Below are 20709 nucleotides of genomic sequence, written 5' to 3' on the forward strand. Positions count from 1 at the left end.
GTCTTGGCGGCGGTGCCGGCCCGCGGGTTGACGATGCGGACTTTGTAGTCGACCAGTTGGAGCGTCTCGATTTGCGGGTAGTGGCGGACCAGGGCTTTGCGGAGGGCGGCGTCGAGGGCGTTGACCGGCCCGTCGCCTTCGGCCACCTCGTGTTCGATGCGGCCGTCGACGGTGAGCTTGACGATGGCTTCGGTTCCCGGCGGGGCGTCGTCGCGCTTGAGGATCACGACCCGGTAGTGGTCCAGCTTGAACGAAGGAGCGTACTGATCGAGCAGCTTGAGGGTCAGCAGATGGAAGGACGCGTCGGCGGCTTCGAACTGGTAGCCCTGGTTTTCGAGGTCCTGGACGCGGGCCAGCACCTTGCGGGTCAGGCCCTTGTCCTGGAGCTGCTGGGTCAGGGCGCTCTTGGCGATCACGTTGCTGGCCCCGGAGAGCTCGCTGATCAGGACTTTTCGGGTGTTGCCGACCTCTTCGGGAGCGACGTGCTCGTAGCTGGCGGTGTCCTTGAGGATGGCGTGGACGTGCATGCCGCCCTTGTGGGCGAAGGCGGCGGTGCCGACGTACGGCTGATGCTCGGGCAGGTTCAGGTTGGCGATCTCATAGACGTAGCGTGAGACCTCGGTGAGCTTCTTGAGGTTCTCCGGCCTGGCCAGGGCGTCGCAGCCCATCTTCAGGACCAGATTGGGGATGATGGCGGTCAGGTCGGCGTTGCCGCAGCGTTCGCCGATGCCGTTGATCGTGCCCTGAACCTGCCCAGCCCCGGCCCGCACCGCGGCCAGGCTGTTGGCCACAGCCAGGCCGGTGTCGTTGTGGCCGTGGAATCCCACCGTCACGTGCCCACCGAGGTGTTTGACCACTTCGGCGGTGATCTCGAAAACCTCATTTGACAGGCTGCCGCCGTTGGTGTCGCACAGACAGGCCGTGGTCGCCCCAGCCTCCGCCGCCGCCTGGACGATCTTGAGTGCCGACTCGGGGCTGCGCTTGTAGCCGTCAAAGAAATGTTCGGCGTCGAAGACCACCTCTCGCCCCTGATCGCGGCAGTAGCGGACGGACTCGGCGATCATCCGCAGATTCTCATCGAGGCTCGCCCCCAGCACCTTCCTGACCTGGTACTCATCCGCCTTGCCCACGATGGCCACCACCGGGGCCTGGCTGGCCACGAGGGCCCGGATGCTGGCGTCCTCAGCCACCGCCACCCCTTTCTTACGCGTCATGCCGAAGGCGGTCAGCTTCGCATGCTTGAGCTCGACGTTCGCCATCTCGGCGAAGAAGGCCTCTTCCTTCGGGTTGCTCAGCGGATAGCCGCCCTCGATGTAGTCGACTCCGAACTCGTCGAGCCGGCGGGCGATCAGGATTTTGTCCTCCCGCGAGAGCGAGACGCTCTGGGCCTGCGTCCCGTCGCGCAGGGTCGTGTCGTAGATCGCCACCTTCCGCCTGTCCGCTCGTTGGGCCATTTCGCGTCTCCGTCCTATACGCCGGCCGGCACCAGACACAAGAATCGGCAGACCGACGAGCCGTTATTGACGAATTGGTGCTTTTCGTTCGGGGCCACGTAGATGAACTCGCCGGCGGCGAAGGGCGCCGACCCCTTTTCGGTCTGCATTTGGCCCGACCCTTCGAGAATGTACAGCTCGTGCTCCCAGGCGTGGGTGTGGAGCGGGGTCTGGCCGCCGGGCGCCAGTTCAAAGAGCCGCATGTGGAAATTCGGGGCTCCGGATTCCTTGCCGATCAGCCAGCGGATGGTGGCCCCTTTGGCCCCTTCGGCGTTGACCGGTTCGGCTTTCACGTCCTGCCATTTCGCCTTCAGCATTGCCAGCTCCAGTCCAGGATGGCCCGGTCGTATTCGACCAGCTCATCCGGTTTGAAAAACAGCGCGATCTCGCGTTCCGCCGATTGGGCTGAGTCGCTGCCGTGCACCAGATTATACCGAGTGGCCACCGCGAAATCGCCCCGGATGGTTCCGGGCGGTGCGGTGATGCCGCTGGTCGGGCCCATCATGGTCCGCACCACCGACACGGCTGAGGGGCCTTCGACCACCAGCAGCACGACGGCGCCGGAGATGATGTAGGCGACCAGCGGCTCGTAGAAGTCCTTGCCCTTATGCTCGCCGTAGTGGGTCTCGGCGGTCTGCCGGGTCAGGCGGACCATCTTCATGGCGATCAGTTTGAGGCCCTTTTCCTCGAAACGGGCGACAAGCCGCCCGACCAGGCCCCGCTGAACCGCATCCGGTTTGAGAATGACCAGTGAGCGTTCCATCTCATCACCCCTCTGTCTATGCCACGTCGTTGAGGTTGATCGACATCTTTTCCCGACTTGAGAGTTTGGCCGCCTCGATGACCCGGACCACATCGGCGGCGCTCTCCGGGTCCACCAGCGTCGGCTGACCGCTTTGGGCCCGGTGATGCATTTCGCGATAGAACCGGCCGCTCTGCTCGCCGAACCCGCCTTGCGGGGCGTGCTCTTCGGTCACGGTCTGGCCGTCCTGATAACGGTACAGGACGATCTTCTTATCGTCGGAGGCCAGGATGGCGGTCCGATCGGCCAACACCTGCCAGCGGGGCAGCCCCGCCAAAGCCGCGGCTGAGACCTCCGTCTGACCGATCAGGCCGTTCTCGAAGGTGATGACCACCTTGAAATGGTCCTCGACGTCGCCCTGGTTGACCCGCTGCTGGAGGTTGGCGTACACCGAGACCGGACGCTGGCCGGCCAGCACGAGCACCTGATCGACGGTGTGCGGGCCCCAGTTGTTGAGCAGCCCGCCGCCAAACCGGCTTTGGAGCTGCCAATCATCGCGGAAGCTGTAGTTATGAATGAAACTGCTGATACTGAACGGCTCGCCGAGTTCGCCTGCGTCCCTGAGCCGCCGGATCACCTCGAAGTCCGCATCGTACCGGCGGTTATGGAAAACCGTCAGCCGTCGGCCCGTCCGCTTCGACGCCTCGATCATCCGCCGGGCGTCGCCGTAGCAGGTAGCCATCGGCTTTTCCACCAGGACGTCCTTGCCCGCCTCCATCGCCTCGATGGCGTGCCGGGCGTGGTCATTGGAAAGGGTGGCGACCACGACCATTTCGACTTCGGGATCGCCGAACAGCTTTTCGGGGCTGTCCCAGGCCCGGCAGCCGAACTCGTTGGCCTTGGCGTCGGCGTGCTCGCGGTTGACGTCGGCGACGGCCACCATCCGGTAGAGGTCGCTCACATGCTCCTGGATCGCCTTAACGTGGATGCCCAGACCGCTTCGGCCCAGCCCGCAGATTCCAACGTTGATCTTCGACATGCTCCTCGATCCTTCCTGCCGCTCCGGAGGCATGAAACTTTTATATTTTCGCCATTGCCGCATTGTTGGCAAGTATTTATAAAGACGGGAAGCGGGAAAAACGGGAAAAGCGCACGGAAGCGGACGTAGAATCGGCTGTGGTGGAACCGGAAAACGACGGAAGGTCAAGTCATGCTCATGAACTCCAAGGAAGCCATCGTATGCCTGCTCTGCGTCTCGGCCGCAGCCGCAGCGGCCCCCTCGGGCAAGCCGCTGAGCGAATTTTTCGAGAACGATCGCTCCAACGACCCGACCGCGACCACCCCAGCCACGGGTCGATCGGCCGGTCAGGCCGTCGCGGAGGTTAATGGCGCCCCTATCTCAGAACAGACGTTTCTCGAAACGCTCTATCAGACGTCGGGACTGAAGATCCTGCGGCACCTGATCGCGTTGGAGGCGGCGAGGCAGTTGGCTGAGTCCCAGGGCGTGCAGGTGACCGAGGAGGATTTCAACCAGGAGTTGCACCGGATCGTCGAGCAGCTTGGTCCCGAGGTCAACGGCAAGGGCCGGCTGCTCAGCGACGAGGACCGGCGGCGGATCCTTCGGCTGCTGCTGACCCGGCGGAACATGAGCTACGAGGAGTTCACCATGGGGGTCAAGCGTCAGGCGTACCTGCGGGCGGTGGCCCAGAAGCAGGCCGTGGTGACCGAGGAGATGTTGCAGGAGGAATACACTCGCCAGTACGGCCCGCAGCGTCAGATCAGCGTGATCGTGGTCGACGATCTGGAGTTGGCCCAGCGGATTCACAACGAACTGCAGGCGGGCGAGTCGTTCGACAAGCTGGCGATCAAGCACTCGACCGACATGCTGACCGGGCCGGCCGGCGGGGCGATGGGAACCATCGCCGAGAACGACACGCGCGTGCCCGCGATCGTGCGGGAAATCGCGTTCAAGCTGGAGGAAGGGGCGTACTCGACGCCCATCCGCGACGGCGATCAATACTGGGTGATAAGGACTGATAAAAAGATCGCTCCGCGGCCGATAGAGTTTGATAAGGTCAAGGACGAGATGCGAACGGCTTTGACCCAACGGCTCGAACAGACCCTCATGGTGAAACTCCAGGAGCAGATGCTCAAGGATTCGACGATCGCGATCCACGACAAGCGGCTCAAGGGCGAGTTCGACGAGTGGTTCAGGACGGAGATTTTGAAACCTTCCAAGTAAGAGGCCATGGTGATGACCGAATACGATTCGATTGCGATGGAACCCGCTGGACGAATTCTGCGACTGCCGCCGTACCTGTTCGGGCGGTTGAACGCGGCGAAGCACGCGATGCGCCAGGCGGGTCAGGACGTGATCGACCTGGGCATGGGCAACCCGGTGGACCGCCCGTCCCAGATGGTCATCGACAAGCTCTGCGAAGCCGTTCAGGACACGCGGAACCACCGGTACAGCGCGTCGATGGGCATCGCGAACCTCCGGCGCGAGATCACCAAGATCTACCGTCGGCGATGGGGCGTGGAGCTCGATCCGGATAACGAGGTGATCGCCTGCCTGGGCAGCAAGGAGGGTTTTTCGCACATGTGCCTGGCCATGATGGGTCCGGGCGACACGGCGGTGGTCGGCGATCCGGCGTTTCCGATCCACATTTACTCGGTGGCGTTGGCCGGCGCCAACGTGATCTCGGTGCCGCTGGGCAACGACGAGAAGTTCCTGGCCCGGATCGCGGACGTGGTGGCGCACCTGTATCCGCGGCCGAAGCTGATCATTTTGAACTATCCGCACAACCCGACCACGCTGACCGTCGAGCAGGGTTTTTTCGACGAGGTGGTGGCGCTGGCCCGCAAGTACGAGGTTGGCGTGATCCACGACTTCGCCTACGGCCTGACCTGCTTCGACGGCTACAAGGCGCCCAGTTTCCTGGCTTCGCCGCGGGCCAAGTCGGTCGGCGTCGAGTTCATCACGATGAGCAAGGGCTACAACATGGCCGGCTGGCGGATCGGGTTCTGCGTGGGCAACAAGCACATGATCAAGGCGCTCGGCACGGTCAAGGGCTATTACGACTACGGGATTTTTCAGCCGCTGCAGATCGCCTCGATCATCGCGATGCGTCACGGCGACGAGGATATCGAGGAGCAGTCGAAGGTCTACACCAAGCGTCGCGACGTGCTCTGCGCGGGCCTGGAGCAGCTCGGCTGGCAGGTCGAGAGGCCGCGGGCCTCGATGTTCGTCTGGGCCCGGATACCCGACCAGACGCTGGCGGGCCAGAGCACGATCGACTTTTCGCTGAAGCTGCTGGAAGGGGCCAAGGTGGTGGTCTCGCCCGGCCGGGCGTTCGGCGAGAACGGCGAAGGCTACGTCCGGATCGCCATGGTGGAAAATGAGCTGCGACTCAAGCAGGCGATCAAGCAGATCGGGATCTTCCTCGGCCGCAAGCCGGAAAAGCGCGTCCGCCCCAGCCTGCCCAAAGACGCGAGAAAGAAGAAGACGGTGTCCTAGACCGGTTTTAGCGGGGAAAACCTGCCGTTCGCTCTTGGGCTTTCGGTATACGGAATAGTCCACCAACCAACCCGCGAGGTCTATCCATCATGTCACGAACCGGCATTGCCAACATCATCAACTTCATTCGCGCGGTCGAGCCTCGCGAGGAGGTGGACCTGGTGGCCCCGGTGGTCAACCAGATCCGCCTGGTCAACGAGCACGATCTGCCCGCGACGTGGCTGCTGCAGTACGACGCGCTGATCGACGATCGGTTCGTCCCGCTGCTGCGGGAGAGCCTCGACGACCGCCACGAGATCGGCGTCTGGTTCGAGGTCGTTCAGCCGCAGGTGGAAAAGGCGGGCATCAAGTGGCGCGGGCGGTACCCGTGGGACTGGCACAGCCACGTCGGATTCTCGATTGGATACACGCCGGCTGAGCGGGAAAAACTCGCCGACGTGCTGATGGAGGACTTCCGCGCGGTCTTCGGGCGATATCCGCGTTCGATGGGCTCGTGGCTGTTCGACGCCCACCTGCTGGGCTATCTGTCCGACCGGTACGGGCTGGTGGCGGCGTGCAACTGCAAGGACCAGTGGGGCACCGACGGGTACAACGTCTGGGGCGGGTACTACAACCAGGCCTACTATCCCAGCCGCGTCAACGTCCTGATGCCCGCCCAGACGGCTGAGCGGCAGATTCCCGTGCCGGTCTTCCGCATGCTCGGTTCCGACCCGATCTACCAATACGACTCGCTTCGCGGCGACGACCCGATGACCTGCCTGCAGGACGTGATTTCGCTCGAGCCGGTCTACAAGGGCGGCGGCGGCAATCCGGAGTGGGTGCGGTGGTTTTTCGACGTGAACTTCAACGCGCCGTGCCTGGCGTTCGGCTATACGCAGGTCGGGCAGGAGAATCCGTTCGGCTGGCCCGCGATGGCGGATGGGCTGACCGATCAGATCGGGTTGCTGGCCCGGAAGGCGGCCGCGGGCGAGCTTCGCGTCGAGACGCTGGAGGCCTCGGGCCGATGGTTCCGCCAGAAGTGGCCGCTGACGCCGGCCGCTGCGATCACCGCGCTGTCGGACTGGAAGAACGAAGGCCGCCGCTCGGTCTGGTACAACAGCCGGTTCTATCGCACCAATCTCTATTGGGAAGGCGACGACTTCCGCATTCGCGACATGCACCTGTTCGACGAGAACTACCACGAGCGCTACCTGACCGACGTCTGCACCACGCCGAGCAGCTTGTACGACACGCTGCCGGTGGTTGACGGCCATCACTGGAGCTACGGAAGCCAGCGGGCGGGCGTCCGGATCGTTCGGATCGGGCCGGAGGACAAGGCCACTCCCGTCTCCGCCGGTTCGCCGCAGGTCACCGAGCACGGCGAGGCCCTCAAGCTGGCCTTCGACACCGACGCCGGAGCAACCACACTGGTCTGCCAGCCCGATGCGATCGCACTCGACCTGCCCGACGGCTGCGGTCTGGAACTGACCTGGGCCCCGCAGGCGACGCTCCCGATCGTCGGGGTCGAGCCGCAGGCGTTGCACTACCGCCACTGCGGCCATCCGTACCGGCTGACCATCCAGGGCGGGCGATTCAATCGGGCGGTTAACAACCAGACGTCAATCACAGCCGCCGCCGAAGGGCGGCGGGTCGTCCTGGCCGCCAGACCCGGCGCATGAAAAAGGCGCCCACGGCATTCGGACGCCTTTGACACGTTCATCCTGTCAACCGGGTCTTACCCGATCGGTCCCATCCGCGAGGCGACTTCGACGAACGCCATGCGGGCCTGGTGCAGGGCGTGGTCGAGCATGTGCTTTTCGTCGCGGGCCAGGTTGCCTTTGGTCTTCTGTTCGAGCACCTCGAGCATGGCGATATTGAACTTGGCCAGGTCCATGTTGACCCGTCCGCGACCGCCCGGATGCTCCAGCAGACCCATCGCGAACAGGGCCTGGGTCAGGAAACTCTCGACGAGGGTGGAAAAGTCCGGTTCGGGCACTTCGGCCCGCTCCGCCGCGGCCTCGGGCGACGGGGCCTTGGTCTGAGCCGCCGGCTCGGACGGGGCGGTCTGGGCCTTGCGCTTTTCTTCCTCAGCCAGCCGCTGCTTTTCCGCCTGGGCCTGCTTCTTCCAATCGTCATCGACGATGATTTTCGGTTTGTCCTCAGCCATCATCGGTTTCTCCTTCGGTATTTTGCCTGCGCCTCGTCGGCTGGATACAATTCTATGCGATGGCCAACGGAAATCGACAGGCAATTCTGAAGGAAAAGATCGCCGCCTTGCCCAAGACGCCCGGCGTCTACATGTTCAAGGACGCCGAAGGGCGGGTCATGTACATCGGCAAGGCCAATGATCTGCGCGCGCGGGTCGCCAGCTACTTTCAGCCGGCGGCCGACCTGCACAGCACCCGCGGGCCCGCCATCGCCGAGATGGCCACCCGCGTGGTCGACATCGCCCACCTCGACTGCGAGAACGAGGTCGAGGCCCTGCTGACCGAGAACCGCCTCATCAAGGACGTTCAGCCGCCCTACAACGAGCGCCTCACCGACGGCAAGAGCTTCCCATATATCGAGATCACCACCTGGGAGGACTTCCCGCGGGTCCGCATCACCCGCGAACCGCACGCCAAGTCCAAGCTCTTCGGCCCGTTCGTCAACGTCAGCGGTCTGCGGGCGGCCATGCGCGAGCTCCAGCGGATCTTCAAGTTCTGCACCTGCACCCTCAAGTTCACCGAAGAGGACCTCCAGCGCCGCCGCCATCGCCCGTGCCTGCTCTACTCGATCCACCACTGCACCGCCCCGTGCGCCGGCCGCATCGACAGGCAGGCCTACCGCGAGGACATTCAGCGGCTGATCAAGTTCCTCTCCAGCAAGCGAAGCGTCGTGCTTCGCCAGATGCGCAAGGACATGGAGCAGGCCTCCGCCGACATGAAGTTCGAACTGGCGGCCAAGCTCCGCGACCAAATTCGGGCGCTGGAGTCGCTTGATCTGGCGGGCAAGCCGGACGTGCACATCCAGCCGGAGGTCTTCTTCACCGATCCTAAAGAGGGGCTGGAACGCCTGGCCAGGATCCTCGATCTGGACGGACCGCCGCGGGTGATCGAGGGTTTCGACATCGCCACCATCCAGGGCGAAGACTCGTGCGGGTCGCTGGTCTGCTTCATCGACGGCGTACCCTTCAAGGACGGCTACAAGCGCTTCAGAATCAAGACGGTCGAGGGCATGGACGATTACGCCATGCTGCGCGAGGTGCTGTTCCGCCGCTATCGCCACGTGGCACAGGGGGAAGAGCTGTTTCCCGACCTGGTGCTGATCGACGGTGGCCTGGGCCAGCTTCACGCCGCCCGCGAGGCCATCGCCGCCCTCGACCTCGACCCGCCGCGAATCATCTCGCTGGCCAAGCGCGAAGAGGAGATCTACGTCGATCGGACCGAACAGCCGGTCAAGCTCCCCCGCAACGACCCGGCCCTCAAGATCCTCCAGTACGTCCGCGACGAAGCCCACCGCTTCGCCCAGCACTACCACCATATCCTCCGCCGCAAGAAGGTCATCGGCGAGTAGGCCGGCCTTCAACGCACGGGGCAATCAGCTTCCTTCCGGGTAGACTGTCCGTTCCAGACCGGTCAGCAGGGCGTCGATGATGCTGTTGAAACCGTCGCAGGTCTCGCTGAACACGTCATCCGCCACCTGGTTGAGCCCTGTAAACAGCTCCGGGGTGACCGCCTTGCGGAAGGTGTCATCGCAGCCGCCCGAAACCAGTAGCACGACCGCCAAGACCAGCCCCGCTGCGATCCCGGTTCGCCTCAAGTTCATCGGATGCTCCCGTTTCACGTTGAATCGTCTCCGTGCCTCACCTATTATCGGACAGACCGACAGGAGCCCATTAAGCCCATGACCGACCCTCAGCCCGAGTCCCTGGTCAAACGTCTGGCCCGCTACGGCATCCATCCGGCCAAGCCGTACGGCCAGCACTTTCTGCTGGACCGGCACTACCTGGGCAAGCTGATTGAGCCGCCCGAGTTGGCTGAGGTGCGAACGATCCTGGAGGTCGGGCCTGGGCCGGGCAACCTGACGGAACTGTTGGTTAATACCGGTACTAACGTCATTTCGGTTGAGATTGACGAGCGGTTCGCCCGCCTGCTGACCGATCGTTTCGGCCAAGCCGCCAACTTCCGGCTGTTCCAGGGCGACATCCTGGCCAAGGGCGGGTTGAACCCCGAGGTGACCGCCCTGCTGCGCGAGCGCTGGGATCGCCCGTGGGCGTTGGTCTCAAACCTGCCCTACCAGGTGGGCACGGTGGTGATCGTCGAGGTCTTGCACCTGCCGGTCCGCCCAGCGGTGGTGTGCGTCATGGTCCAGAGGGAGGTGGCGGCCCGCTTGGCCGCCAAGGCTGGCGGCAAGGATTACTCCGCCCTTTCGGTGCTGGCCCAGGCGTACATGGAGGTCCGGCGGCTGGCCGTGGTGCCGCCGGGGGCATTCTGGCCGCCGCCGAAGGTGGATTCGGCGATCGTCAAAATGACGGCGAGGCCCGAGGCGGCCGTCCGCGACCCTGCCGGCTTCCGCGACATGGTCAACCTGATGTTCCAGCACCGCCGCAAGACGCTCCGCTCGGGATTTCTGGGGCGGCTGGGTACTGACCTTCGCCGCCGGTACGAACAGGCCTTCGAGGAGATGGGTATCGACCCGGCAAAACGGGCCGAACAGCTTGATATCTATGATTTTATCGGACTTGGCAACCGGATCGCGGCCCTGGGCGGCGGTGGATGCAGCGATGCCGAACCGCAATAAATCGGCGTCCTGGCCGTTGGAATACGTAGAGTTCTCCTGGTAATGAGCGATGGCGACCTTCAAGCACTGGTGCGGCGGGCCCGGGACGGGTCGGCCCAGGCGTGGCAGGAGTTGATCCGGCGTTACTCGCCGGGCCTCCTGGGCTACCTGGTCCGTTCGGTGGGCAACCGCACCGACGCCGAGGAATTGCTGCAGGAGACGTTTCTGAGGGTGGTTCGGGGGCTGCGGAACTACCGCGAGCAGGAACGATTCGAGGTCTGGCTGTTTCGGCTGGCGAGAAATCTGGTGATTGACCATTGGCGGAAGAACCGGCCGGTGCTCGATGCCGAACTGGCCGGAGACGAGAATGGCGGTCCGATCGACCGGACGCCCGGCGACGAGCCCGACCCGGCGGATGCCGCCGACATGCGGGAGCAGGAGGACTGGTTGACCGCCGCGATGGTCGCACTGCCGCCGGAACAACGGGATGCGATCCTGATGCGGTATCACGGCGGGCTGAGCTTCGACGAGATCGTCAAGGAAACCGGCAGCCCGCTGGGCACCGTGCTGGCCCGGGTGCACAGGGGTCTGGGAAAGCTGCGAAAGATGCTCAAGGACGAAGGCGATGAACCGGAAGCATGATGAGAACCTGACGGCTGAGCAGGTCGATCGCGAACTGCGGCTGCTGGATGCGTTTGCGTCGCCGGCGGTCGACGAGACCCTGGTGGGGAAGGTCTGCTCAGCGGTGGAGGTCGAGTTGTGGCGTCGGCGGCTGGACCGCCGGCTCATCCAGGTGCTGGTCCCGATTGCCGCAGCGGCGTGCATCGTGCTGGCGTTGGCCGTCGCGTGGCTCTATCTGGACGGGACGACCGCCGCGACCACCGCCGCCAACGGCTATGCCCAGGTGGAGGTTACGGAGGACTCGGAACCGATCGACCTGGAACTCGACGCCCTGGCCGAGCAGGTCCTGGCGGCCAACCGGATCGGACTCAATGGTGCCGATGGGCTCTGGTATGATGCAGCCTATGGCGAACTGGAATACATGGACCGCGATTTTTGAAACGGCTGAACCGACGATTAGGCGGAGACTGACCGATGCGCGTGTTGCTGGTGATTGTGGTAATCCTGTCCGTGGTGAACCTTTTGGGTCTGGCCGTGGTGGCGGGCCGCATGGCGAGGCTTGGCCCGCCCGGCCCGATCGGACCCGAAGGTCTGGTTGACCCGATGCCGCCGTCAGCGGGCGGCGCCGAGGTGGACGGCCAGGGACGGCCGGGTGGGCGACATGGCGAGTGGCCGGGTCCGGAGCACTGGCGCGAGGTCCGGCGGGTGGTCGAGAAGTACTTCCCCGAACTCCAGGAGTCGATGCAGGGGCCGGGCGCCGGGCGCCGGATGGGGCCGCATCTCCGCCGGCACTGGCGGGCGATCTCAGAGCTGGTCGAAGCCGACCGCACCGACCCCGAACTGGCGGGCCGGCTCGCCGACAGCTACCGCAAGGAGCGGGAGCTTGACCGGCTCCGATGGGACTACGACCATGCCACAGGCGACGACCGCCAGGCCGTCCGCCAGGAAATGCGCAAGCTGCTGGAAGAGCAGTTCGAACTGCGCCAGTGGATCCGCCAGCGGAAGCTCGAGGAACTCGCCCGTCAGATCGACCAGTTCCGCCGCGAGCTTGCGGAACGGGCTGAGCGGCGCGAAGACCTGATCGCCCGCGAACTCGACCGCCGCCTCGAAGCCCCGGGCCAGGAGCAGTTGCCCGAATGGTGATGCATCAGGCCAGTACCCGCTGATAGAGACTTGCACCGGGCAGTGGCTTCGGCCACAATGGCGGCAACTGGTGAACAGGACCGCAGCCGTATTGATGGAGCCGACGCACCAAACGGACCGTTCAATCCGGGCAACTCGCCGCTGACGAGCCCGCCGACCTTGCCACTACATCAGACCGGCTACCGTGTGGACCGGTCGAATCCCGTTTGTTGAGGAACGTTTCCATGAACGAGTCCGTGCAGCGGATGTATGTCGAGGAGCCCGCCAAGCGCGTTCCGGTCCTCTACGACGTCGACGTCGTGGTGGCCGGCAGCGGTATCGCGGGCAGCATGGCCGCCATCGCCGCCGGACGGCACGGGGCCAGGACCGTGGTGGTCGATCGGTTCGGCCAACTCGGCGGCAACATGGGGCCGGGACTGTGGGGCGGAGGCACCCTTCACCTGTCCCTGACCAAGGGGGAAAAGGACGACCTGGCCGACCTGGTCTGCCGCAACGGCATGGGCGGAATCCCCGATGAGTTCCATCGCCGGGCCGTCTTCGCCCGACCCAACGCCGACGCCATCACCGACGACCAGCGCCGCGAACTGGAAGAGGCCCACATGAACGTGCCGGACCTCCGCCTCGGCACCGGCGGCGGGCTGTCGGGCTATATCGTCGATTCGTTCGTCGCCTCGCACGTGCTGCTCGAAATGATGGACGAGGCGGGAGTCGAGACGCTGACCTCAGCCTACGCCGCCGACCCGATCATGGAGGGCCGCACCGTCAAGGGCCTGTACGTCGAGACAAAGTCCGGCCGGGTCGCGGTCAAGGCCAAGGTCGTGATCGACGCGACCGGGCAGGCCGACGTCGCCTGCCGCGCCGGGGCAGCCGTGATCAACATCACGCGGCCGAACCTGGGCCTCTACTTCGCCCTCAACCGGGTCGACGCGGAGAAGTACTTCCGGTTCCGCGACGCCAACGCCGAAGCCGATCCGGCGGACCTGGAGTGGGCCAAGCGGACCTTCACCTCGGAAAAGAACGAAGCCGACCCCTACGCCTGCCCGCCGCACATGCTCAAAGCCGCCCGCAAGGCCTACGAAGCGGGCGAGTTCGAGTTCGCCCGGAAGGTCGGCACGTGCGTGATCTCGCTGGTCCTCAAGGACGACCACTTCCGCGACGGTCTGGCGGCGGGGAGAACCGGCACCGTCGGCGAGATCGACTTCGCTGACGCCAAGGGCGTGGCCCTCATGGAGCGCGAGCACCGCGAGCACGTCTACCGGTTCGCGACCTTCGCCCGGAACTACATCCCCGGCTTCGAGGACAGCTACCTGCTGCTGACCTCCCCGTTCCTCGGCGCCCGCGGCGGACGATACCTCCAGGGCATCCGCCCCATCACCGGCGACGACGTGCGGGCCGGACGGCGTTTCGACGACGCGATCTATCCCTTCAGCAATGGTTCGGCCAAGGACAGTTGCGACGTGCCCTATCGGTCGCTGGTGCCGAAGGAGACCGATGGCCTGCTCGCCGCCGGTCGATCGGCCTTCGTCTACGGCCCGAACTTCCGATCCCGCTACTCGGCCATGCTCAACGGCCAGGCCGCCGGCGTCGCCGCTGCGATCTGCGCGAAGGACAACGTCCAGCCGCGGAACCTGGACATCAAGAAACTCCAGAAGGCCCTCCTGGCCCTCCGCTGCCCGCTGGGCACCCCGGAACGCCTCAAGGAGCTCGGCCTGGCCTGAGGGCCGCGACGACAAATCGTTCCCGCAGAACAACAAACGCCGAGGCCCATCCGCCTCGGCGTTTGCTTTTGTATCTGCGGAAGTGAGCGGTGGTTACCGCTGCGGCGCTGCCGGTCGCGTCGAAGCCGGCACGGGAACCGGTGTGGCGGGCGAGGACTCGTTTGCCGGTACTACCGGTTCGATGGCGGTCGAGGTTTCGAGCAGGTCCTCACCGTCCGCCGTCTGGGCCGAGGGCCGCACGCGAAGAGCCAGACTGGTGAAACTCACGTAGAAGTACCCGCAGGCGAAGAGCACCAGGAACGGCATCGACATCGGGGCTCGGCCGTAGTAAACGCACATGCACAGACACGCGATCATGTAGAAACCCAGGCCCATCTCCAGGAACGGCAGGCAGCTCTTGCGCCAGTGCTTGAATTCCTTGAGCCGATAGCGCCACTGGGTGTCGGCCGAGGCCCCCATCCCGAATTTCGGCGTCCGGACGAACTCGCCGCCGCGGCGGAAGAACCCTTCGATCGCAGCCAGGGCGTTGCTCGGCGAGATGCCGATGCCCAGCGCCATCAGGAACGGCAGGTATTTGATCTTATCGTGCCACCGGCTGAAGATCTCCCGCTGCGAACAGAGGTAGAACGCGCTGGCCGAGCAGGTGGCCAGCAGGAACAGCGAGACGTCGAACAGGATCCGACTGGCCACGCTGTGGGGGAAGATCATGATCCGCAGATACAGAGCCGGGAACAGCATCAGCGTCAGGGCGACTATGTACAGGTACACCGTGCAACTGGTCAGATGGAAGAACGCCTCGAGTTTGATCTTCCGGTTGACCGGAGCGGCCAGGATCGTCGGCAGCAGTTTACGGCAGGTCTGAGCCCCGCCCTTGGTCCAGCGGTACTGCTGCTGCTTGAAGGCGTTGATCTCCGGCGGCAGCTCGGCCGGCGAGATGATGTCCGGCACGTAGACGAACCGCCAGCCGCGCAACTGGGCCCGGTACGACAGGTCGAGATCCTCGGTGACGGTGTCGTGCTGCCAGCCGCCCGCGTCGTCGATGCACGACCGCCGCCACATGCCCGCCGTCCCGTTGAAACTCATGAACCGGCCCGATCGGTTGCGGGCGGTGTGCTCGATCATGAAATGCCCGTCCAGCAGGATCGCCTGCGACTGGGTCAGCAGCGACGAGTCGCGGTTCAGGTGGTCCCATCGGGCCTGGACCATGCCGACTTTCGGGTCGGCGAAGTAATGGATGGCCCGCTGCAGCACGTCCGGCTGGGGAATGAAATCGGCGTCGAAAATCGCGATAAACTCAGCGTCAGTGAACTTCAGCCCGTTCTCCAACGCCCCGGCCTTAAAGCCCACCCGGTCCTTGCGGTGGACGTAGTCGATGTGGTAACCCCTGGCCCGATACTGCTCGACGATCGCCGAGGCGATCTGCACGGTCTCGTCCGTGCTGTCGTCGAGCACCTGGATGTGCAGCCGGTCGCGCGGGTAGTCGAGCATGCACGCGTGCTCGATGATCCGCTTGGCCACGAACCGCTCGTTGTACATCGGCAACTGCACGCAGATCGTCGGCAGTTCGTCGAACCGGGCGGCGCACTTCGGGCGGTTCTTTTTGTACTTGTAGTATAAATAGACCAGAATGTACCGGTGCGTGCCGTAGAACGAGAGGGTGATCAGCGTCGCCACATAGATGCATAAAAACGACACGTAGGCCGTGTAGGCCCATCCCGTGTACGCGGGTACCGGCTCACTCATGTTGAACGTATCCTGCCCGATGAAGGCTAACATCGAATTAACGCCCTTCCATCCGCATCGGCTGAAGCTTCAGGGCGGCGGATCGTGGACCACCAAACCGCATGCTCGTCCCGCAGACCGGCATGCCCCTACTTTGGCTACAAAAAACTAAGCCGTATTGTACTTGATCCCGCTTTCCCGTTCAACACAAATCCCTGCCAATGAGGATCTCGGGATGGCAAGCCCCGGCCAAGGCTGTAGACGATGGCAAAAAGGTAATTTTGCAACCGCCGAAAGTCAAGGAAATACAATCTTTCAAAGCCCGTCGCCCGGCGGGCCTGAGGGAACGGGTTGGAGGTAGAAAAGCCACGTTGAATGGATGCGACGTGGATGGTTATTTGGAGTGTTAGGGAGGCATTGCTATGATTAAGAAACGTGCATTTACGCTGATCGAACTGTTGGTGGTGGTGGCGATTATCGCCATCCTGGTATCCATCCTGCTTCCGGCCCTTTCTCACGGGCGTTCTATGGCGGCCAAGGCCAGCTGCGCCGCCAACCTGCAGACCATCATCAAGGCGATGCAGTTTTACGCGGAGGACCACTACGACCTGTACCCGCTGGCGTGGAACATGCAGACGTGGGAGCAGACGGACGGCCCGGGCCTCTACGAGAAAGCCGGCTGGATGCGCCGCCTGTTCACCTACATCTACAACCCGCGGCCGGGGCTCTACGAGGACAACGAGGCCCGCGAGGTCTACAAGTGCCCCGGTTTCTACGCCCGCGACCACGATCCGTTCAACTACTTCCTGGGGGCCCGAGCCGCGCACACGCAACGCGTGCGCGAGCTGCCGGCCTCGAAGCGGTGCGCCCCCTACTGGTGGGTGCCGGTCAAGCGCTCGTATATCGTCTACCCGTCCGCGTTCATCATGGGCGGCGACTGCAACCGCCAGTTCGACCTTCAGGACTGCGACCGGGACGACTACACGCAGGAATGCCTGGCCTGGGAGGGCAACGGCGGCAACCCGTTCTGGGATCCGTTCCACAACGGCGGCCTGAACGTGATGTTCGCCGACTCCCACGTCAACTGGTTCACGCGGTTCGAGCCAAACCAGATGACCTACTCCTATGAGGATTACACGACGTGGGAAGGCGCGGCCTACGGCACAACCGGCGTCGCCAGTGCCGACTAACCTCCACTTTTACTATATAAGCAGCAGTGATAAGCACCAAAGACCAGATAGCCCAAGACTCCTCCTTGTGACTTCGGCACCTACAGTGAATGCCTCGGACGAAGACAGAGCGGCCAGCCGGTCGCTCTGTCTTTTTTGTGGCCGCTGAAGGTTCCGACCGCCCCTGCTTGCCCTAAGTCGAGGTCGCGGTACGGGGTGCGCTCGAAAATACGGGTTTTTTCCTTGACAATCCCCGCCGGGAAATTAACCTTGACTGGTGTAAGTGGCTACTTCAACAGGCTTTAACCAAAGTAAACCTGTGACCTTGCCCAAGCTCGCTCACAGTGAACAGATGCCGTCTCGATAAGTCTGCACTATTGCATCGCCGAGAAGGAGGCCTTATGTTCCGCAACGCTATCTCCCGGACGCTGGCGGCCGTTTTTGTCTGCGGCCTGGTGACCGGCTGTCAGTCGGTCCATCAGCTCGGTCACAAGCCCGCCAGAGGCTACCATGACCTGAGCCGCGTTCAGCTTCAGTTCTATGCACCGCCCGGCGCGTACGTTCAGATCGGCCAGCGATCCGAGCAGGTCAGCACCTACGGCGACGGCGAGCACCGCCTCGAATTGACTCCCGAGCAGTTCGCCATCTTCAACCTCAAGCCCGGCAAGCACGAGTTCAAGTACGACGCGATGGGCTGGGAAGGCGTAAGCCTTTACGGACAGATCGAGATTCCCAGCGTCTGCGGTCTGTTCGATCCGATGACCAAGACCATGCTGGACCGCACGTTCATCCCGATCGCCCTGCCCGGACCGCGGACCCTCGATGTGCTCTCGCCGCTGGACGATCGCTTCCCCTATCAGTCCACCGCCCATCGCCTGCGGATCTCGTACAGCGAGGTCGAGCGCCTGGCCCTGGGCGATATGGTGACCAAGGTGGTGTTCGTGGCCGATCTGGCCAAGGTCGAGGCGATGCGCGACGCGATCCAGATCGAACTGGTGGAGATGGAAGGCAAGCGTCAGCGGATGCTGGCCCTGATCAACGAGGCCAGGCTGGACTGGATCGACGATCCCGACTCGAAGGAGTTCATCCGGCGGCAGACGAAGCTGGCCCGCATGGATCAGGAGATCGTGGACCTGCAGGAGCAGCGGGTTCGCCTCGAGGCGCTGCTGCGGGCGGACACGGTCCTGACCCGCCGCGGCATGCTCGTGCTGGCGACCGATGAGATTCTGCCTCCGCATCAGGACCCGGTGGCGATGGCTGAGGAACTCGGCACCGTGGTGATGGTGATGCGGATCGGCGGACGGCACATGCACTGGGGCATTGCTCCGATGGAGCCGGCGGTGTTCGTCCCGTAGAACCAGGAATACAACCAATCCGGTCGGGCCGGTGGGCCCAGCCATCAGGTGGAGGCAAAGTTAGCGATGAAACAACTCAGGTTGGCGATGGTCGTTCTGATGCTTGGCGCGCTGGCGATTAGCGGCTGTACCTGCGGCACCTGTGACCGCAGTGAAGGGGCAGAGGAAGTCGCCCTGCTGCCCAAAGGCTTCTGCGTGTTGACCGGGCTGGGCGAGGCCGACTACGACGAGATGGGCTGGCCCCGCTACATCGTCGATCAGAAGGACGGCTCGGTCATGGTGCTGGTGACGCCGGACCGTTACATCATGGGTTCGCGGCGTGAGCCGGCTGAAATGCCGCCCCATCCGGTCCAGGTCGACCGCTTCTACATCGACCTCTACGAGACGAACAACATTCAGTTCGCCCGGTTCGTCAAGGACTGCCCCCAGATCCGCAAGGACGGATTCTGGAACATCGAGATGAACCACTGGAACTTCCGGAAATCGATGAACCCGTTTGTCAAGCCGTGTCAGGGTCTCTGCGGCAAGCTCGACAATCCCGCGCTGGCCGACCATCGCCTGACCAATCCGGAAGTGGATTGCCTGAACTGCCGCTGGAAGCAGCCGGCGTGCATGGCCGCCCGGTCCGGGGCCTACAAGCACTTCGTGTTCCTCGAACCGAGCTATTTCACCGAGTATTGGGCGCCCGGAGTCAATGACAGCCATCCGGCCCGCGCGGTCAGTTTCTGGGAGGCGTGGTACTACTGCCGTTGGGCCGGCAAGGACCTGCCGACCGAGGCCGAGTGGGAACTGGCGGCCGGCGGCGGCCGGACCCAGCTCTATCCGTGGGGCAATCTGGAGCCCGACGCCCAGCGGATGATGTGCAACTACGGCGGCGCCCGTCCCGGCGAGGACGGCTACGAGTACACCGCTCCGGTCAGCATGTTCGACGCCGGGCGCAGCCCGTTTGGCGTCTACAACATGGCCGGCAACGTCTGGGAGTGGTGCAAGGACAACTACTCGGCGACCGCGTACACCGCCGGCGACTTCGCCAAGGGCCAGGCCCGCCAGAGCGAGCTCGATCGGGCCCGCGTCAATCCGCTCGGCCCGCAGTTCGGCGACAAGCGGGTCATCCGCGGCGGCGCCTACACCAGCACGATCTACGACTGCCGCGTGACCGCCCGCGAGGCCTACGAGCCGAACTTCCATCCCATGAACGTGGGCTTCCGCGGAGTCCTGCGGGTCCAGTAGTTCGGCAACGCAAGACGGCGCAAACCATCGGCCGGCCCTCTGGGTCGGCCGATTTCTTGCGCGAATGGTGAGGCGCCCTTTCGATCAACCTTGCCGCGAATTCGGCAGCGGCCCCAGTTCCGTGGTCGCCACCTGGCGGATCGGCGGATGCGACTTACGCAACTGCTCGATGGCCTCCGGCGGGGCCGGCGCGTCGATCTTGAAGACCATCATGGCCCGGTCCTTGCGGCGCGAGAGGGTCAGGTCGGCGATGTTGATCCCGTGCTGGCCGAACGTCGTGCCGACCAGACCGATCGCGCCCGGCTGATCGTCGTTGACGATCACGATCATGATCCCTTCCGGCGTCATCTGCATGCGGTACCCGTCGATGTTGAGCACCAGCGGTTCGCCGTGGCCGCTGAGCGTCCCGGTGATCGAGTGCTCGCCGTCCTCCGCGGTCACTTCGATCCGCAGGCGGTCAGGCTCGGACGGCGAACGGCTCTTGGCCGACCAGGCCAGCTTGATCCCGCTGGAGCAGGCCAGCAGTTCGGCGTTGACCACGTTGATCGAGGTCTCCAGGTACGGCCGAAGCAGTTCAACCAGGGCTGAGCGAAGCAACAGCGGCAGCACCGCTTCGGCCTCGGCGTTGGTCGTGGTCACGTTGACCGACCGGATGCCGCCCTCGCCGATCAGTCCCAGCAGCACCGCCATCCGGCGGGCCAGGTCGATGTAACCCTGCTGAACCGAACTCACCGTCGCGGGCACGCCGGTGACGTTGACCGCCGATTGGATCGAACCGTGCAGCAGGTAGTCGAGCAGACCGGCCATCGCGTCGCGCGAGACGGCAAGCTGGGCCTCGTGCGTCGAGGCGCCCAGGTGGCACGTCGTCACCACGTTCTCCAGCTCGAACAGCGGCAGCTTGCCCGGCGGTTCGGACGAATAGACGTCCAGCGCCGCGCCGGCGATCCGGCCCTCCCTGACCGCTTCGTACAGCGCATCCTCGTTGATGATCCCGCCGCGCGCGTCGTTGACGATCACCGCGGTCGGCTTCATCACGGCCAGTTCCTCGGTTCCGATCAGGTCGCGCGTCTTGTCGGTCAGGCTTGCGTGAACCGACAGCACATCGATGGTGCGGAGCATGTCCGTCAGGTCGTGGACGAGGCGCACCCGGCCGTCCAACGCGCTGTCGCCGGGGAACAGCGGATCGTAGGCGCAGACGCTCATCTTGAACGCCAGCGCCCGCTCGGCCACCGCCCGGCCGACCCGGCCCAGCCCGATCA

The 20709-nt window shown here is 64.3% G+C and carries 20 protein-coding genes; 12 read left to right on the forward strand and 8 right to left on the reverse strand.

Features of this window, described 5'->3' with window-relative positions:
- The 4 genes from GXY33_20790 to GXY33_20805 all read right to left on the reverse strand — a co-directional run.
- Window positions 1-1454, reverse strand: a 1454-nt coding sequence (locus tag GXY33_20790; GenBank protein ID NLX07585.1) for a citramalate synthase, incomplete at its 3' end; no start/stop codon positions are given.
- A gap of 14 nt (window positions 1455-1468) precedes the next feature.
- On the reverse strand, window positions 1469-1810 hold the full coding sequence (locus GXY33_20795; protein ID NLX07586.1) for a cupin domain-containing protein: 342 nt from the start codon (window positions 1808-1810) through the stop codon (window positions 1469-1471).
- On the reverse strand, window positions 1804-2256 hold the full coding sequence (gene ndk / locus GXY33_20800; GenBank protein NLX07587.1) for a nucleoside-diphosphate kinase: 453 nt from the start codon (window positions 2254-2256) through the stop codon (window positions 1804-1806). The genes GXY33_20795 and ndk overlap by 7 nt, the downstream gene beginning before the upstream one ends.
- A gap of 16 nt (window positions 2257-2272) precedes the next feature.
- Window positions 2273-3274 (reverse strand): Gfo/Idh/MocA family oxidoreductase, encoded by a 1002-nt coding sequence (locus tag GXY33_20805; protein NLX07588.1) that lies wholly within the window; start codon window positions 3272-3274, stop codon window positions 2273-2275.
- A gap of 171 nt (window positions 3275-3445) precedes the next feature.
- On the opposite strand from GXY33_20805, the gene GXY33_20810 reads away from it, so the two are divergent.
- The 3 genes from GXY33_20810 (at window position 3446) to GXY33_20820 (ending at window position 7410) form a co-directional block, all read left to right on the forward strand.
- A complete protein-coding gene (locus GXY33_20810; protein ID NLX07589.1) occupies window positions 3446-4477 on the forward strand; it encodes a hypothetical protein in 1032 nt (343 codons plus the stop codon).
- A 12-nt stretch (window positions 4478-4489) separates the two neighbouring features.
- Entirely contained in the window at window positions 4490-5752 is a 1263-nt protein-coding gene (locus GXY33_20815) for an aminotransferase class I/II-fold pyridoxal phosphate-dependent enzyme (protein NLX07590.1), read from the forward strand.
- An 89-nt stretch (window positions 5753-5841) separates the two neighbouring features.
- Window positions 5842-7410 (forward strand): hypothetical protein, encoded by a 1569-nt coding sequence (locus GXY33_20820; GenBank protein NLX07591.1) that lies wholly within the window; start codon window positions 5842-5844, stop codon window positions 7408-7410.
- A 56-nt stretch (window positions 7411-7466) separates the two neighbouring features.
- On the opposite strand, the gene GXY33_20825 is transcribed toward GXY33_20820, so the two are convergent.
- Window positions 7467-7898, reverse strand: a complete 432-nt coding sequence (locus GXY33_20825) for a DUF1844 domain-containing protein (GenBank protein ID NLX07592.1) — start codon at window positions 7896-7898, stop codon at window positions 7467-7469.
- Window positions 7899-7957: 59 nt separating this feature from the next.
- Here GXY33_20825 and GXY33_20830 point away from each other — a divergent pair, with 59 nt between their 5' ends.
- The gene (locus GXY33_20830) at window positions 7958-9286 is read left to right on the forward strand and encodes an excinuclease ABC subunit UvrC (GenBank protein NLX07593.1); all 1329 of its coding nucleotides are present in this window, start codon (window positions 7958-7960) and stop codon (window positions 9284-9286) included.
- A gap of 24 nt (window positions 9287-9310) precedes the next feature.
- On the opposite strand, the gene GXY33_20835 is transcribed toward GXY33_20830, so the two are convergent.
- Complete coding sequence (locus GXY33_20835; GenBank protein NLX07594.1) at window positions 9311-9538, reverse strand: hypothetical protein; 228 nt, start codon at window positions 9536-9538, stop codon at window positions 9311-9313.
- A 78-nt stretch (window positions 9539-9616) separates the two neighbouring features.
- On the opposite strand from GXY33_20835, the gene rsmA reads away from it, so the two are divergent.
- From rsmA to GXY33_20860, 5 genes are all read left to right on the forward strand, one after another.
- Entirely contained in the window at window positions 9617-10513 is an 897-nt protein-coding gene (gene rsmA, locus GXY33_20840; protein ID NLX07595.1) for a ribosomal RNA small subunit methyltransferase A, read from the forward strand.
- A 42-nt stretch (window positions 10514-10555) separates the two neighbouring features.
- Window positions 10556-11134, forward strand: coding sequence for a sigma-70 family RNA polymerase sigma factor (locus GXY33_20845; protein NLX07596.1), 579 nt, complete (start codon window positions 10556-10558; stop codon window positions 11132-11134).
- A complete protein-coding gene (locus GXY33_20850) occupies window positions 11118-11552 on the forward strand; it encodes a hypothetical protein (protein NLX07597.1) in 435 nt (144 codons plus the stop codon). The genes GXY33_20845 and GXY33_20850 overlap by 17 nt, the downstream gene beginning before the upstream one ends.
- A 35-nt stretch (window positions 11553-11587) precedes the next feature.
- Entirely contained in the window at window positions 11588-12256 is a 669-nt protein-coding gene (locus GXY33_20855) for a hypothetical protein (GenBank protein ID NLX07598.1), read from the forward strand.
- Between the two features lie 224 nt (window positions 12257-12480).
- Window positions 12481-13974: an FAD-dependent oxidoreductase gene (locus tag GXY33_20860; GenBank protein ID NLX07599.1), complete on the forward strand. Its 1494-nt coding sequence runs from the start codon at window positions 12481-12483 to the stop codon at window positions 13972-13974.
- 93 nt (window positions 13975-14067) lie between these two features.
- On the opposite strand, the gene GXY33_20865 is transcribed toward GXY33_20860, so the two are convergent.
- Window positions 14068-15717 (reverse strand): glycosyltransferase, encoded by a 1650-nt coding sequence (locus GXY33_20865; protein NLX07600.1) that lies wholly within the window; start codon window positions 15715-15717, stop codon window positions 14068-14070.
- A gap of 401 nt (window positions 15718-16118) precedes the next feature.
- On the opposite strand from GXY33_20865, the gene GXY33_20870 reads away from it, so the two are divergent.
- From GXY33_20870 to GXY33_20880, 3 genes are all read left to right on the forward strand, one after another.
- Window positions 16119-16886, forward strand: coding sequence for a type II secretion system protein (locus GXY33_20870; GenBank protein ID NLX07601.1), 768 nt, complete (start codon window positions 16119-16121; stop codon window positions 16884-16886).
- A 380-nt stretch (window positions 16887-17266) separates the two neighbouring features.
- The gene (locus GXY33_20875; GenBank protein NLX07602.1) at window positions 17267-18220 is read left to right on the forward strand and encodes a hypothetical protein; all 954 of its coding nucleotides are present in this window, start codon (window positions 17267-17269) and stop codon (window positions 18218-18220) included.
- A 66-nt stretch (window positions 18221-18286) separates the two neighbouring features.
- Window positions 18287-19450 (forward strand): formylglycine-generating enzyme family protein, encoded by a 1164-nt coding sequence (locus GXY33_20880; protein NLX07603.1) that lies wholly within the window; start codon window positions 18287-18289, stop codon window positions 19448-19450.
- Window positions 19451-19534: 84 nt separating this feature from the next.
- Here the strand turns inward: GXY33_20880 and GXY33_20885 are convergent.
- Window positions 19535-20709: ACT domain-containing protein (locus GXY33_20885; protein NLX07604.1), on the reverse strand; the 1175-nt coding region annotated here is incomplete at its 5' end.

This window comes from Phycisphaerae bacterium (assembly GCA_012729815.1).
Classification (GTDB): Bacteria; Planctomycetota; Phycisphaerae; order JAAYCJ01; family JAAYCJ01; genus JAAYCJ01.

Coding starts and splice junctions, on each gene's coding strand:
- GXY33_20820 (NLX07591.1), top strand. CDS start 5,842: ATGTCACGAACCGGCATTGCCAACATCATCAACTTCATTCGCGCGGTC.
- rsmA (NLX07595.1), top strand. CDS start 9,617: ATGACCGACCCTCAGCCCGAGTCCCTGGTCAAACGTCTGGCCCGCTAC.
- GXY33_20795 (NLX07586.1), bottom strand. CDS start 1,810: ATGCTGAAGGCGAAATGGCAGGACGTGAAAGCCGAACCGGTCAACGCC.
- GXY33_20880 (NLX07603.1), top strand. CDS start 18,287: ATGAAACAACTCAGGTTGGCGATGGTCGTTCTGATGCTTGGCGCGCTG.
- GXY33_20825 (NLX07592.1), bottom strand. CDS start 7,898: ATGGCTGAGGACAAACCGAAAATCATCGTCGATGACGATTGGAAGAAG.
- GXY33_20835 (NLX07594.1), bottom strand. CDS start 9,538: ATGAACTTGAGGCGAACCGGGATCGCAGCGGGGCTGGTCTTGGCGGTC.
- GXY33_20845 (NLX07596.1), top strand. CDS start 10,556: ATGAGCGATGGCGACCTTCAAGCACTGGTGCGGCGGGCCCGGGACGGG.
- GXY33_20870 (NLX07601.1), top strand. CDS start 16,119: ATGATTAAGAAACGTGCATTTACGCTGATCGAACTGTTGGTGGTGGTG.
- GXY33_20805 (NLX07588.1), bottom strand. CDS start 3,274: ATGTCGAAGATCAACGTTGGAATCTGCGGGCTGGGCCGAAGCGGTCTG.
- GXY33_20850 (NLX07597.1), top strand. CDS start 11,118: ATGAACCGGAAGCATGATGAGAACCTGACGGCTGAGCAGGTCGATCGC.
- GXY33_20875 (NLX07602.1), top strand. CDS start 17,267: ATGTTCCGCAACGCTATCTCCCGGACGCTGGCGGCCGTTTTTGTCTGC.
- GXY33_20855 (NLX07598.1), top strand. CDS start 11,588: ATGCGCGTGTTGCTGGTGATTGTGGTAATCCTGTCCGTGGTGAACCTT.
- GXY33_20810 (NLX07589.1), top strand. CDS start 3,446: ATGCTCATGAACTCCAAGGAAGCCATCGTATGCCTGCTCTGCGTCTCG.
- GXY33_20865 (NLX07600.1), bottom strand. CDS start 15,717: ATGAGTGAGCCGGTACCCGCGTACACGGGATGGGCCTACACGGCCTAC.
- GXY33_20860 (NLX07599.1), top strand. CDS start 12,481: ATGAACGAGTCCGTGCAGCGGATGTATGTCGAGGAGCCCGCCAAGCGC.
- GXY33_20815 (NLX07590.1), top strand. CDS start 4,490: ATGACCGAATACGATTCGATTGCGATGGAACCCGCTGGACGAATTCTG.
- GXY33_20830 (NLX07593.1), top strand. CDS start 7,958: ATGGCCAACGGAAATCGACAGGCAATTCTGAAGGAAAAGATCGCCGCC.
- ndk (NLX07587.1), bottom strand. CDS start 2,256: ATGGAACGCTCACTGGTCATTCTCAAACCGGATGCGGTTCAGCGGGGC.